This is a genomic window from Sphingobacterium sp. GQ94 (assembly GCF_059758715.1).
In genome coordinates this window covers 1-12906 of record NZ_JCAXEC010000015.1, presented here as the reverse complement: position 1 = coordinate 12906, position 12906 = coordinate 1, and the positions used below count along the sequence as shown (strand labels likewise).

General features: G+C 36.7%; 14 protein-coding genes. 7 read left to right on the top strand and 7 right to left on the bottom strand.

The window, feature by feature from the left end; translation table 11 throughout:
• Window positions 1–7 precede the first annotated feature (7 nt).
• The gene (locus tag AC6CHH_RS13075) at window positions 8–781 is read left to right on the top strand and encodes a DUF6620 family protein (RefSeq protein WP_498283565.1); all 774 of its coding nucleotides are present in this window, start codon (window positions 8–10) and stop codon (window positions 779–781) included.
• Window positions 782–907: 126 nt separating this feature from the next.
• Here AC6CHH_RS13075 and AC6CHH_RS13070 read toward each other — a convergent pair whose 3' ends face one another.
• A complete protein-coding gene (locus tag AC6CHH_RS13070; RefSeq protein WP_498283563.1) occupies window positions 908–1132 on the bottom strand; it encodes a hypothetical protein in 225 nt (74 codons plus the stop codon).
• Window positions 1133–1431: 299 nt separating this feature from the next.
• Here AC6CHH_RS13070 and AC6CHH_RS13065 point away from each other — a divergent pair, with 299 nt between their 5' ends.
• From AC6CHH_RS13065 to AC6CHH_RS13045, 5 genes are all read left to right on the top strand, one after another.
• Window positions 1432–1899 (top strand): hypothetical protein, encoded by a 468-nt coding sequence (locus tag AC6CHH_RS13065; protein WP_498283561.1) that lies wholly within the window; start codon window positions 1432–1434, stop codon window positions 1897–1899.
• Window positions 1900–1969: 70 nt separating this feature from the next.
• Window positions 1970–3025: a PLP-dependent aminotransferase family protein gene (locus AC6CHH_RS13060; protein WP_498283559.1), complete on the top strand. Its 1056-nt coding sequence runs from the start codon at window positions 1970–1972 to the stop codon at window positions 3023–3025.
• A gap of 207 nt (window positions 3026–3232) precedes the next feature.
• A complete protein-coding gene (locus tag AC6CHH_RS13055; RefSeq protein ID WP_498283557.1) occupies window positions 3233–3520 on the top strand; it encodes an HU family DNA-binding protein in 288 nt (95 codons plus the stop codon).
• 9 nt (window positions 3521–3529) lie between these two features.
• Entirely contained in the window at window positions 3530–4375 is an 846-nt protein-coding gene (locus tag AC6CHH_RS13050) for a tetratricopeptide repeat protein (protein ID WP_498283555.1), read from the top strand.
• Window positions 4376–4656: 281 nt separating this feature from the next.
• The gene (locus AC6CHH_RS13045) at window positions 4657–6210 is read left to right on the top strand and encodes an Rne/Rng family ribonuclease (RefSeq protein ID WP_498283553.1); all 1554 of its coding nucleotides are present in this window, start codon (window positions 4657–4659) and stop codon (window positions 6208–6210) included.
• A gap of 44 nt (window positions 6211–6254) precedes the next feature.
• Here the strand turns inward: AC6CHH_RS13045 and miaA are convergent, their stop codons facing one another.
• Genes miaA through AC6CHH_RS13030 form a run of 3 tightly spaced genes read right to left on the bottom strand, consistent with a single transcriptional unit; the run spans window position 6255 to window position 9156 of the window.
• Window positions 6255–7181, bottom strand: coding sequence for a tRNA (adenosine(37)-N6)-dimethylallyltransferase MiaA (gene miaA, locus AC6CHH_RS13040; protein ID WP_498283551.1), 927 nt, complete (start codon window positions 7179–7181; stop codon window positions 6255–6257).
• Window positions 7160–8332 carry a Gfo/Idh/MocA family protein gene (locus tag AC6CHH_RS13035; protein ID WP_498283549.1) on the bottom strand — a complete coding sequence of 391 codons (1173 nt, stop codon included), beginning with the start codon at window positions 8330–8332 and terminating at the stop codon, window positions 7160–7162. Before AC6CHH_RS13035 ends, miaA begins: the two co-directional genes overlap by 22 nt.
• A gap of 56 nt (window positions 8333–8388) precedes the next feature.
• Window positions 8389–9156, bottom strand: a complete 768-nt coding sequence (locus AC6CHH_RS13030) for a hypothetical protein (protein ID WP_498283547.1) — start codon at window positions 9154–9156, stop codon at window positions 8389–8391.
• 81 nt (window positions 9157–9237) lie between these two features.
• On the opposite strand from AC6CHH_RS13030, the gene def reads away from it, so the two are divergent.
• Window positions 9238–9825, top strand: a complete 588-nt coding sequence (gene def / locus AC6CHH_RS13025) for a peptide deformylase (protein ID WP_498283545.1) — start codon at window positions 9238–9240, stop codon at window positions 9823–9825.
• A 28-nt stretch (window positions 9826–9853) separates the two neighbouring features.
• On the opposite strand, the gene AC6CHH_RS13020 is transcribed toward def, so the two are convergent.
• The 3 genes from AC6CHH_RS13020 to AC6CHH_RS13010 all read right to left on the bottom strand — a co-directional run bounded on the left by AC6CHH_RS13020 (window position 9854) and on the right by AC6CHH_RS13010 (window position 12685).
• Window positions 9854–10468: a trimeric intracellular cation channel family protein gene (locus tag AC6CHH_RS13020; protein WP_498283543.1), complete on the bottom strand. Its 615-nt coding sequence runs from the start codon at window positions 10466–10468 to the stop codon at window positions 9854–9856.
• A gap of 154 nt (window positions 10469–10622) precedes the next feature.
• Complete coding sequence (locus tag AC6CHH_RS13015; RefSeq protein WP_498283541.1) at window positions 10623–12320, bottom strand: M56 family metallopeptidase; 1698 nt, start codon at window positions 12318–12320, stop codon at window positions 10623–10625.
• A 2-nt stretch (window positions 12321–12322) separates the two neighbouring features.
• Window positions 12323–12685, bottom strand: a complete 363-nt coding sequence (locus tag AC6CHH_RS13010; RefSeq protein ID WP_498283539.1) for a BlaI/MecI/CopY family transcriptional regulator — start codon at window positions 12683–12685, stop codon at window positions 12323–12325.
• Window positions 12686–12906: the final 221 nt, after the last annotated feature.

Genomic DNA, 12906 nt, shown 5'->3' with positions numbered 1-12906 from the left:
CAATATTATGTTTAAGAAATTGTTTAAAAATCTCACAGATAGCCTTCCTGATATAGCCAAAGATATGCTGGATGGCAAAATGGATGACTCGGTCCACCGGGATCAACAAAAAGCGTATTTGGACGGGGATATGCAGAAAGCTTTTGAAGTTGGTGCCGCCTCTGCCGGAATGAAGACCTCCAGTACAGCGGTGGAAGATCCCAATGATCCAAATATGCAGGCCGTTCATGGTATCGGAATCTATGATTATGCAGCAGGTTCCGCAAAGATCGGAGAAGGATGTTCTTACGAACAAATCTGTCAGGCTTTGGGTGTAGAGCGTCCAATGTGGGATGAAGCGTATACGATTTGGAATAATCGAATGAGAGATGATAGCAGTTTCAACGTAATAAATATCTACACAAACTATTTCTCAAAAGCGAAAGAGCATAAAAAATTAGGCGACTTAAAGCCTGATCAAACATCCGCTGATTCAGGTTCTGTCCCACAGGGTAAGGCAGCCGAAAACTTGGCTCGTTTGGAGGCCGATAAATATTATTTCTTTGAGATCCAGGGAGCTCTAGAGGCTGCTTATGCAAATGGTATGGACGGAGCACAGTGGTTGGTGGATAATTTAGGGCTAACTGTTTCCCAGGTTAATTCTACCGGAACTAAATACATGAATGACTTTAATGTGATCGCGCAGATGATGGATTTCCAAAATGAAAAGAAAAAGGAGTACAGTGAAAGATTTGCCAAGCAAAATGGAATATCAGGTGTTGCTGATGATATTGAATTCTAACTCCAAAGACCTACTCAAAACTGGAATTTGTCACCTCTATAGGGTTAGTTAGGCTAATTCCAGTTTTTATCTTATTTAATAAGAATTGTGAAGCGTGAATATGAGCCTTAAGAAGTTGGTATTGCTCTAGGAGTGGGTTTGAGGATGACGATTTTCAGAAGCATTCTTTGTTAAAACGTAAGAAGTGTTTTGACATAGATGACAAGTGAATCGTTTTAAGGGTAAGAAAAACAAAAAAGTTTTTACCCACCATGGTCTTCTTACCCTAGCATATAAGTTTGCCTGTTTGCAATGCGGACATAAGGGATGTTTTTGTTCAGTTTCTGAGTTCTTTGCTCGAATTATTTTCATGGTTTGAATTCTAATTTGCTGAAGGATATTTTCAGCGGTGTTGGTTTGATCTTTCGATATGTATTAACGTGATTATTGTATGTTTATTTTATTTAATTTAAATTCTGCTGAATAACAACCGGGGTTGATGGCCTTTTTAGGGATTTGCTGCAAGTTAGGCTTCAATTGTGAATTGCTTGTTAAAATTAGTTGAACTTTAGGTTCTTGTAGTCAGTATTTGTTCAGATTTGTGTCTAAAGTTTTATGATTCTCAGGAGGTTTATTTAACTTGCAATATTGAGTTATATCAAACAACCCAGATGAAAAAACTATTTTTACTTGTACTGATTAGTTTTGCCCTTTGTCAAATGAACTACGCTCAGCGTTCCTCTACTGATTATGATGGATGGATTTTTGGTCCTTCTTTGGGGTACCAGCATCAAAGTGGCCATTTTTTAAAAACAGCTGCATGGGGACTTTTCGCTTTAAACCAATCCCAATATTTGAAATTTCAAGCTGGAGCAAATTTTACCTGGATGATGGACAAAACGACAATTATTCCGGAATTTGGAGTTTCCTACTATTTGAATAATGTTGCGGTTTGGCCATTTTTGAAAGCTGAAATTACTCCCTATACAGCAACCGGAAAACTGGGAGTTAGTTTGTTTTCGCTCGTTGAGGTAGCAGCTGGTTATGGGTTTAATCTTAAAACAAAAAAGGATTTCAAGTCTATTGATGGATTTACCATAGGTGTAGAATTAAATCTTCCATTAAAACTTCATCTTTAACGAATGCTATAGGTTTTCCATTGCGAGCCAACTCACCTATTTTTTTACCTTTGTGGAAGACTTCAGAACCATGACCTCGTTTAGAAATATACATCAACCAACCTCTAGGATAATAGAAGTAGACAATAAACCGTTCCTTTTTTTTGGTGGAACAGCTTATTTAAGTCTGCTGAATAACCAGTCCTATATCAATCTTTTTAAACAAGGAATTGATCTTTATGGTTTAAATAATGGTACTTCTAGGTACAATAACGTTCAGTTGGGGATTTACCGAGACGCCGAAGAGGACTTAGCTCGTCGATTCAATTTTGAATCTGCCGCAATTTTATCGAGTGGCTATCTCGCGGCTCAGGTCGCTGTTAAATCTTTGTGTACTGGAAAACAGGTTTTCTATGCGCCTGATTCTCACCCAGCCTTATGGATAGGTGAGAATCCAAATGTAGTGGGACCTTTTGAAATTTGGGCGGATAAGGTATTGACTAAAATAAATCAATCGCAACAGAATGATTTCGTCATCATCTCAAACAGTTTGGATAACCTTACCCCTTTGCTTTATGATTTTTCTGTTTTTAAAGCAATCGATAAAAATAAACGGCTACTTCTAATTTTGGATGACTCTCATGGGATTGGCGTGGTGAAGAAACATGCAGTCTCTGTAGATGCGCAGAATCTGAGAAATGAGCAGATTAAAGTTGTTGTTTTAGCGTCTTTGGCAAAGGGCTTGGGAACAGATGCAGGTGTGGTTATGGGAGATTCTGATGCAATAACATTGGTTAAGAAACATCAAATATTTATTGGAGCATCTCCGGCGAGTCCAGCGGGTTTGTATGCCTTGATTCACGGAAGAGCTATTTATGAAAACGCCTTTGATAGGCTCCAACAAAATATTCTCTTGTTATCGGATAAATTGAATGGATTAAAATTAAGTCATGTCCCAAATTTTCCAGTTTTTACCTCGAATTCTTCAGTAGTCTATAGAGGGTTGGTCGAAAAAGGGATAGTTATTTCGAGTTTTCCATATCCTACTTCTAACAGTCCTTTGTTAAATAGAGTCGTGGTATCCTCGGCTCATCTTCCGGAAGATATTTCTCAAATTGCAGTTGTTTTGACAACTGAATTGTATTAATAGTTTGATTGTCAAATAAATAATTGTAGCTTTGCAAGCCTTTTGAGGTGTAAATGTGTGGGGTGATAAACTAATTCATTAGCATTCAATGAATTGGTAATAATAAAAACAATAAAATATTTTTATTATTCGTTTAAAAGAGATACTTTTGCGTCCCCAAACGGGCTGATAGGCTAAGGGTTTAGATAAATTAGAGTAAAAATAGATATGACTAAAGCAGAAATTATTGCAGAGATCTCTAACAAGACTGGTTTAGAGAAGGTTGATGTACAGGAGACCGTAGAAGCATTCTTCAAAGTTGTTAAAAACGCTATGATCGGCGGTGAAAATGTTTATGTGAGAGGATTTGGTAGTTTTGTTGTGAAGAAAAGAGCAGAAAAAACAGCTCGTAACATTTCGAAAAACACAGCGATTATAATTCCAGAGCACTATGTGCCAAGTTTTAAACCTGCAAAAGTTTTTGTAGAAAAAGTTAAAAACGGAAATAAGAAATAATCCTTTAACATGAAGAACACCAAGAAAATTCAAATCGTCGTGGTAGCAGCAGTAGTCCTAGTAATGGGTTTCTTATTGTATAAACCTGTGACGGGCTTGGTGACAAAAGAAGAAAATTCTGCAGAAACTTCCTCAGTGGAGGCTTCTGCAGTACAATTTAATTTGAGCAGCGTTTCCGAAGTTGCTAAACGCGGTTTGAACCCCTCAATCGCTCAGGAAATCACTGCATTAGAGGCACAGATTGATAAAGCTGAAGGAAAAGAGAAGGTGGATCTTTATCAACAACTTGCCAATAAATGGAATGATGTAGAAAAATTTGCTCCTCAAGGTTATATCTATGAGGAAATGGCAAAAATAAGTCCTAACTTCGAATACTGGTTGAATGCGGGTGATGCATTCCGTAAGGGGTATACCAATTTACAAGATAGTTCATTGGCAACTGCATTAAATCAGAAAGCACTTGAAGTTTATCAAAAAGCTGTAGATTTGGATGGATCCAATTTGAATGCGAAAACTGGATTAGGTGCAGCTATGGTTACTGGGACAAATAACCCAATGAGCGGTATCGCCATACTCAGGGAAGTGGTCAAAATTGAACCAAAGAATCTTGAGGCAAATAAAACTTTAGGATTAATGTCACTACAAAGTCGTCAATTTGATCTTGCGATAGATCGCTTTAAGACTGTAGTTGAACAGAAGCCTGATGCTGAATCTTATTTTTATTTGGCAACAGGTTATGAAAACATAGGGATGAAGAATGAAGCTATTGCTGCTTTTCAGAAAAGTAAACAAATGGCGGCTGACCCAAGTCTCTCTCAGTTTATCGATCGTAAGATTGAGGAACTAAGTAAGTAATTAACATATTATTTTATAATCATTTAAAAACATTAAAGCTATGCCAAGCGGAAAAAAAAGAAAGAGACACAAAATGGCTACTCACAAACGTAAAAAACGTTTAAGAAAAAATAGACACAAGAAAAAATAAATTTGTAGAGCGGAAGCTTTATAATATATGTGGATACAATCTATGATCGATTATTCATCATAGATTGTTTTTTTTCATTAAACGGTTTTTTGTTTAACCGGACAAATAGAGTTGTGGAGCGAGTCCACAACAGTCCTTAATTTAGTAGCTGTTGGTAAAGGAATTAATTATTAATTCAATCCCCGATAAGGGGGTGACTATTGCTTTACTACAGGACAAGCAACTGGTTGAATTAAATCGGGAGCAAGCAGGCAATAATTACTCGGTAGGTGATATTTACTTAGGGAGAGTAAAGAAAATCATGCCCGGACTAAATGCTGCTTTCGTTGACGTAGGTTACGAAAAAGATGCGTTCCTACATTATCTCGACCTAGGACCTCAAGTACAATCCTTGAATAAGTTAACAAGGGTAGTAAAGAACGGCAGTTATCAAGAGAAGCTGCTCAATAGTTTGAAGCTTGAAAAGGACATTGACAAGGCTGGAAAAATTTCAGATATTTTAAGCCGAAACATGCTGCTTCCAGTGCAGATAGCGAAAGAACCGATCTCGACCAAAGGTCCAAGATTAAGTTCTGATTTATCTATTGCTGGTCGATTTGTTGTTTTGGTGCCTTTCTCAAGCTCGGTATCTATCTCAAAAAAGATCAAAGGCGGTACGGAAAGAAATAGACTCAAAAAAATTGTCGAAAGTATTAAACCCGCCAATTTTGGAGTTATTATTCGTACTGTTTCAGAAGGTAAAGGAGTTGATGAACTCCAAAAAGATTTACTGGACCTGATTTCTAAATGGGAACTATTTACCAAACGTCTTAAAACAGCTGAACCTCCACAGAAAGTGCTTGGAGAATTGGATAGAGCATCAACAATTTTGCGTGATATCCTAACCGATGAATTTACACACATTTATGTAAATGATTCGGAGATCTATGAAGAGGTTAAATCATATATTCAAGAAATATCTCCTGATTTAGAGAAAATTGTTAAGCTTTATAAGCATAAAGAACCAATTTTTGATCACTATGGAGTAGAGAAGCAGATTAAGGCGTCTTTTGGCAAGACGGTCAATTTGCAAGGTGGTGCTTATTTAGTCATTGAACATACAGAAGCATTGCATGTAATTGATGTCAATAGCGGTAATCGCATTGCCAACAAAGAAAATCAAGAAGATAACGCGCTTCTGGTTAATAAGGAAGCGGCAAAAGAAATTGCTCGACAGCTCAGGTTGCGAGATATGGGAGGTATCGTTGTAATCGATTTTATCGATATGCACAAGGCCACAAACCGGAAAGAACTTTATGGCTTCTTGAAGGAGTGTATGGCCGGAGACCGTGCCCGTCACACAATTCTCCCTCCTAGTAAATTTGGTTTAGTACAAATTACTAGGCAACGTGTCAGACCAGAAATGAACATCGTGACAAATGAAAAATGTCCTGCTTGTGATGGTACTGGCGAAATTAGATCTAGCATCGTTTTGCTAGACGATATTGAAAACAATTTAAGCTTTATATTGCAGGAACAAAACGAAAAAGGAATTACACTTTGGGTTCATCCTTATATAGCTGCTTACATTAAAGCAGGTTTTGCATCCAGACGATTGAAGTGGTTTTTTAAATATGGAAAATGGATTAAAGTAAAAGATTCCACTTCATATTATTTAAATGAGTTTCATTTCTTTAATTCCAAAGACGAAGAAATTAAATTGTAAAATTAAAAGGGCAACAGATCTATTGTTGCCCTTTTAATTTATCTTTAATCTATCCAGTGTATATATAATCCATCCTTTTCCATTTTTCTAAAATAGGTCATTTGTCTTTTTGCAAATCGATGAATCTCTGTTTTCAACTTCTCTTTGAACTCCACCTCATTGTACTCTTCCAGCAAATACAACGACGCATACTTGTATTCTAAGCCCAACCACTGTAATTTTTGATGACTCAGGCCTTTCGCGAGTAAATTTTTTACCTCTTTGATTAGACCATCGGAAAGCCGTTGAGCTAATCGCTTGTCTATGCGAGCCCTTCTGGTTTCCAAGGAGGGGTTTAATCCGATAATTAAATAATCCTGGACAGGAGCTGGCTGATTCAATGGCATTGGATTTTTTTCTAAGTACATCAAAATCTCTAAAGCACGAATTAATCGTTTATGACTATTCCAGTCAATTCGATAATCTATTGGAATTTTTAACTGTTTAATTAATGTGATTAGTTCTTCTTTATTGAACCCCTTATATTGCTGATGGAAATATTCGTCCGTGGGAATGTTCGCATAAGGTTTACTTTGCAATAATGTTTGAATATAAGAACCACTTCCGCCACACAAAATTGCTTGTTTTCTCCGCTCCTTAATATTTTGGTAAACGATGGAAAAATCTTTTTCAAATTCTTTTACATTATACAGTTCATCAGGGTCAATAATATCTATTAAATGATAAGGGATATCTTTATAATCTTCTAAATCTTTTCCCGTTCCGATATCTAGATATTTATAAATCTGTCTTGAATCTGCCGAAATAATTTCTCCCTGAAGTTCTCTAGCTAATTCAACCGCTATTTTTGTTTTTCCAGATGCCGTTGGACCAAGAATAACCAAAAGAAAATCAGGCGAAAGATTTTCTTTCGCCTGATCGTAAATTTGAATAATTTTTTGGACTGTTTCTATAAAATGTATTTGGTCCATTTTTGTTCACTTTGGTTGCTTTTCACAGCTGTTTCAATAAAGGCCATTCCACGTACACCATCGTATACATTTGGAAAATCCAATGCTTCTGGGCTTGCTGTTCTACCTTCTTTCTTTGCGGATACAGTTAGGGCAAAGTTACGATAGATATTTGCAAATGATTCCAATAAACCTTCTGGGTGACCTGCCGGTACACGTGTATTGTGGGTGGCAAACGAGCTTAAGGTAAAAGGGGCAGCGTAAGCGTTTCCTGTTCGGTAATATTGTCGAGGTTGATCAAGCATTTTGATAATCAAATTGTTTGGATCTTCATTGGCCCATTCTAGACCACCTTTTTCGCCATAAATACGAATTCGAACAGCATTTTCCTCTCCTGCCGATATTTGAGATGCCATTAAGACTCCTTTAGCACCTTGTTCAAATTTTAATAATAAGTTTCCATCATCATCTAAAACGCGTCCTTCGACAAAGGTCGTCAAATCCGCGCATACCTCAGTGATTTTCAATCCCGATACATACTCAGCCAAGTGTGCGGCATGGGTTCCAATATCCCCCATCACTAGTGATTTTCCTGAACGTTTTGGATCAGCGCGCCATGCAGCGCCTGCATTTCCTTCTCTTTCAGTGAGTCTGCTTAACCATCCTTGTGGGTATTCAACTACAATTTTGCGTACTTTCCCAAAGTGGCCTTCTCTGACCATTGCTTTTGCTTGTTTGACCATTGGATAGCCCGAATATGTATGGGTCAAACAAAGAGTTCCGCCTGTACGTTCGACCGTTTCCTGAAGGTCCTGAGCTTCTTCCAAGGAAACAGTCATGGGTTTTTCGATTACAACATCAAAGCCATTTTCTAGGGCTAGTTTCGCTGGTCCATAGTGAAGAAAATTTGGGGTAACAATGGTTACAAAGTCCATGCGTTCTCCTTCTGGGAGTTTCGCTTCCTTCTCAATCATTTCTTCGAAAGTATTGTATACACGTTCTTCAGGAACAAACAAGTCACGGCCCGACTCTAAGGAGATCTCTCTATTAATACTAAAGGTTCCACAAACTAATTCTATTTTGCCATCCATAAAAGCTGCAATACGATGAACGGCACCAATAAATGCATCGTTTCCACCGCCGACCATGCCCATGCGAAGTTTTCGTTTCATAAGGAGTAAATTTCGATTGATTAAAGCCTAAATATAGTAAAAAAAACAAGAGGGTCTTAAATATAAAGAACTAATTTTATGCTACCCTGGTTCTGAATCAAGTATCCGCAAGGATATTCTCTCTTGAATTTTTCTAAATCCTTTTCATCGGTTATTGTAAATTGCTTGTTTTGATCAATCCAAAGTTTTTGTGGAGAAACTTGACCTTCTTGGATAAAGCCAATCTTCTTTAAGGAAGAATCCTGTGACCAATCTAAATCAACGTAAGTCATGATATCATTTGGTTTGAAGTCTGTAATAAAACCTTGGAGAAGTTTAGATAATCCTCCTACCACTAGATAGGATGATTTATGACAGAACCTCAATAGTTCAAAAGAACGATGGTTTTCACCTTTGTTTTTCATGATCCTGGCTCCGCTAAATACGGCTATCGATATCAACTCACCCTGATGAAATAATCCATAACGATATTTCCCAGGTAAAGGAATTTGCAAATGATGATCTGATTGAAATTCTAAGGTTACTTTTTTGTCTATTCTAGCTAAAATGGTTTCACGAGCGTAGATTCTGTTAGCCTTTCCAGCCATTACCTTTAAACGGTTTAATATCTTATTCTTTTGATGGATGAACTGATCATGGTTGATGTGTATAATTTTCTTTGCCGAATCTTGAAGGAAAGGGCTTTTCTCCAGATAATAAACGATATCAAACGGTAAATCTTGACACATGATGTTTGAATAGCCGTCTCCTTGAAATACTTGAGTTTGCGTTTCTAACACTTGCTTTAGAAACAAGACCAAGGGTTCGATCATCTGATTATTCATTTTGTAAAATTAATGCTTTTAAAACTCAATATGGTGGCTGTGCCAAATTATTAATACCTTTGTGTCGAAAATTGATGACAAATGAAGTTACCTATAGTAGCCTATGGAGATTCGGTTCTAAGACAAAAAACTGAAGAAATAGAGGAAGATTACCCAGATTTAAAATTGTTAATTGCAAACATGTTTGACACCATGTATGCTGCCAATGGAGTCGGCCTTGCTGCACCGCAAATTGGTTTGCCCATCAGGTTGTTTATCATTGATGCTTCTCCTTTTGGAGAAGATGATGAAGATGGCCCTGGCGACCAGACAGTTGTCGACTTTAAGAGGGTTTTTATTAACCCCATCTTAGTTGAGGAAACGGGAGAGAAATGGGCTTTTACAGAAGGCTGCTTAAGTATTCCTAATATTAACGAAGAGGTGATGCGCAGAAAAAACGTCGTGATTAATTACCTGGATGAAAACTTTGAAGAAAAGGAAGAGGTATTAACTGGACTAGCCGCCCGGGTGGTTCAACACGAATATGACCACATTGAAGGGAAGTTGTTTATTGATAAATTGAGTCCCATTAGAAAAACAATGTTGAAATCCAGGCTTGATGCAATTTCAAAAGGTCAAGTTAAGGTCAGTTATAAAATGACTTTTCCACAATTGAAAAAGAAACGATAACGATTGCCGGTTCAACTGAACTGGCTTTTTACTTTTCTAGCGTTGTGGATACACTTGGAAGTGAAAGGTTAAAACGGACCGATAAGTAGCGAATTAAGAAAATCATAATAACCCCAATTAATGCATTAATACCCTCTGGCAGGGAAGTAAAGGTTAATAGGACATAGAGTATTGCTCCTGCTAAACAAGCAGATGCATAGATCTCTTTCCTTAGAATTAAAGGTGTTACATTCATTAACACATCTCTGATTACTCCTCCCATACACGCTGAGAACATACCCAACATGACCGCGGCAATTTCACTACTTTCATGGGTTAAGGACTTCTGGACCCCTACAACTGTGAAGAAACCGATACCCATTGCGTCAAAGAGGAATAATGTTCTTGCAAAACTATCGAGCTTTTTGTTCATTAAAATAGCAAGAGACACGCCTATAAAAATGGCGATAAGGTAGTTCCCATCCTCAACCCAAGCAGGTCTGATGTTCAGAAAAAGATCTCTTAAAGATCCACCACCTATGGCGGTAACAAAGCCCATGAAGGTTGCTCCAAAAATATCAATGTTCATTCTATTAGCAGCCATTGCACCCGATATGGCAAATACCATGGTTCCTAACAAGTCGATGTAATAAATATGTTCCATTTAAATCCAAGAAGATGTAATGCAATATTACTTAAAATATTGAATGACATTTAGGTTTTTCTGTGCAAAAAAATTAAATCCAAAAAGGGGGTCCATTAGGAGCCCCCGAACTAAACAACGAAACAACTGTCCTTATAAAGGATGAATTTGTCTATTAATTAGACCATCCCTTTTTTTGCTTTAAAGCGTTAATTTCTTTTTGATATCGGTTATGAATTTCTTGCATTTCCGGCGAATTATTCAGAGCTTCAATTTCTTTGATTTTCTTTTTCCATTCATCACTTTCAAAGTATTTTTGAGTTTCTCTGGCAGATTTCTCTATTTTTTGTAACTCATTTTTCCATTCTGGGGACTTAAAGTATTGATCGATTTTGGCTGACTCTAATTCTACCTTAGCAGTTGCTTTTTCTATTCTCTTAAGTTGATCTTTCCACTCTGGACTTTGAAAATACTTTTCGATTTCTGCACCACTTTCTTCAATTTTTTTAATTTGTTTCTTCCATTCTGGAGAATCAAATTGTTTTTGAACCTCTTTTGCTAAATTTTCTACTGATGAAATCTGTTCCTTCCATTCTGGTGAATTAAAATAAATTTCGATTTTTTCAGTGCCTTTTTTCAGTTGCTCGAGATTGATTTCAACCGGTTTTGGAAGCTTAATTGTGTCTGGTTGTCTTTTTTCTACAGCTTTTGCTGGCGTCATTGGAATAGGTTGAATTGCCAATTCAGGCTTTTTGGGTTCAGACCTTTGTATCTCCTGAGGGTAGAAACGCTCGTTTTCAAAATGAACCGTATCTATAGTGAGTTGGCTTGTATACTTATTCGAGCTTGTTTTGGTGCTTTGATTTTCTAGAGCCTGACTAGGTTGAATTTGTGTTAGCAGCGCAAGGATCATAATAGATAATCCACTAAGCAAGACGGCAAATAGTTGATGTTTTACGTTTTTATACCTAGTTTCTATATTTGTGATCCGTTTGATTCGATTGAAAAGTTGATTTTTCTGGCCAGTCGCCGCCATAGTCAATGCTGGAGTTAAGCTCATTCTAAGTTCTTCTAATTCAACCAAAGCATTAGCATAAATCATTGGTGTTCCTGTTTGTTCAACCACCATGTCATCACAAGCATGTTCACGCTCTTTTTCAATGATTTTTGAAATGGCCCAGACAAAGGGGTTAAAAAATAAAAGGGTTTCAACAGCAACCTTTATTAAATTATACAAATAATCCTGTCTTTTTACATGGGCAAGTTCGTGCAATAAAATCGCTTCCACTTGTTCTGTATTCATGCGGTTGACATAGGCTACCGGGAATAACACAAATGGTTTGAAATAACCTAAGGTTAGTGGTACTGAAATGTTATTTGATAGATACAGATTTACACCATGACTTATTTTTAGTTTCTCTTTTGCATTTTTAAATAGCAGGTCCCAATTTTGGGGAACAGAAGCAAGTCCTTTGAATTTTAAGTTCCTTAGATTAATTAAGTTCTTTGTTAGTAAAAGTATTTGAATACTAAAACCTATGGCATAACCAGCGGCCAGATATGGGAAAATATTTTCTAGCGAGAACGAAGACTTTTGACTTTCTGTAAATAGTTGCATTAAACTTTCCTTGTTCAGAGTTGCTAAATTCAGACTCGGCAATGCATGCTGATAATAATAAATCAATGTTCCTACAAAATTCAAAAAGATCAACATTTGTGTTCCTACAGCTAAATTGTATTTAGTTTTAGCATTGATGGCAGGGATAAGCAGGTTGCACACGCATAAAACGATGTATAAAATAGCTGCTTGCCAAAGAGAATGAAGTATGCTCCATCCCAAGGTATAACTTAAGGTATATATGAGATTTTCCATGATTATTGGTTTTCTATGGATTTTAAAAATGCTTTTATTTCCTCTAATTCTTTTTGACTAGCTCGATGATTTCCTAATGCTTGCATAACTAATCTGCTAGTCGATCCATTATATACTGAATCAATCATTCTATCTAGAAATTTTTCTTGTGTATCTTCCTTATTGAGCTTTGCTTTATATAGGTGTGTCCTGGAACTAGTATCCCGTTCAACCATCCCTTTTTCAAGCATAATTTGCATAAGTTTTAAAATGGTGGTGTATCCAACATCTTTTTTTTCTAAGGCTTCATATACTTCTCTTACGCTGCTTTGGCCTTTTTTCCAAAGAACTTGCAAGATTTCTAATTCACTATCTGTTGGTTTCATAAGTTCAATTTTACATCTACGAATTGTTTCGTATTCAAATGTACGAATGATTTCGTAATATGCAAATTAAATTTTATTTTTTTTAATCATCATTTCGTTAGTGCTGTTGAAGGTCTCTGTTTGAAGGTCTCTATGGATTCATGCTATAGTCTTTCTAATTCCTGTTAGCATTTTTACCCACGATGCATTTTACATTATATATAAGGATGCTGATTTCAGGC

Bases quoted from the DNA above. Each gene is read 5' to 3' on its own strand.
- AC6CHH_RS13050 (WP_498283555.1), top strand. From the start codon at position 3,530: ATGAAGAACACCAAGAAAATTCAAATCGTCGTGGTAGCAGCAGTAGTC.
- AC6CHH_RS13015 (WP_498283541.1), bottom strand. From the start codon at position 12,320: ATGGAAAATCTCATATATACCTTAAGTTATACCTTGGGATGGAGCATA.
- AC6CHH_RS13055 (WP_498283557.1), top strand. From the start codon at position 3,233: ATGACTAAAGCAGAAATTATTGCAGAGATCTCTAACAAGACTGGTTTA.
- def (WP_498283545.1), top strand. From the start codon at position 9,238: ATGAAGTTACCTATAGTAGCCTATGGAGATTCGGTTCTAAGACAAAAA.
- AC6CHH_RS13020 (WP_498283543.1), bottom strand. From the start codon at position 10,468: ATGGAACATATTTATTACATCGACTTGTTAGGAACCATGGTATTTGCC.
- AC6CHH_RS13035 (WP_498283549.1), bottom strand. From the start codon at position 8,332: ATGAAACGAAAACTTCGCATGGGCATGGTCGGCGGTGGAAACGATGCA.
- AC6CHH_RS13030 (WP_498283547.1), bottom strand. From the start codon at position 9,156: ATGAATAATCAGATGATCGAACCCTTGGTCTTGTTTCTAAAGCAAGTG.
- miaA (WP_498283551.1), bottom strand. From the start codon at position 7,181: ATGGACCAAATACATTTTATAGAAACAGTCCAAAAAATTATTCAAATT.
- AC6CHH_RS13065 (WP_498283561.1), top strand. From the start codon at position 1,432: ATGAAAAAACTATTTTTACTTGTACTGATTAGTTTTGCCCTTTGTCAA.
- AC6CHH_RS13070 (WP_498283563.1), bottom strand. From the start codon at position 1,132: ATGAAAATAATTCGAGCAAAGAACTCAGAAACTGAACAAAAACATCCC.
- AC6CHH_RS13010 (WP_498283539.1), bottom strand. From the start codon at position 12,685: ATGAAACCAACAGATAGTGAATTAGAAATCTTGCAAGTTCTTTGGAAA.
- AC6CHH_RS13060 (WP_498283559.1), top strand. From the start codon at position 1,970: ATGACCTCGTTTAGAAATATACATCAACCAACCTCTAGGATAATAGAA.
- AC6CHH_RS13075 (WP_498283565.1), top strand. From the start codon at position 8: ATGTTTAAGAAATTGTTTAAAAATCTCACAGATAGCCTTCCTGATATA.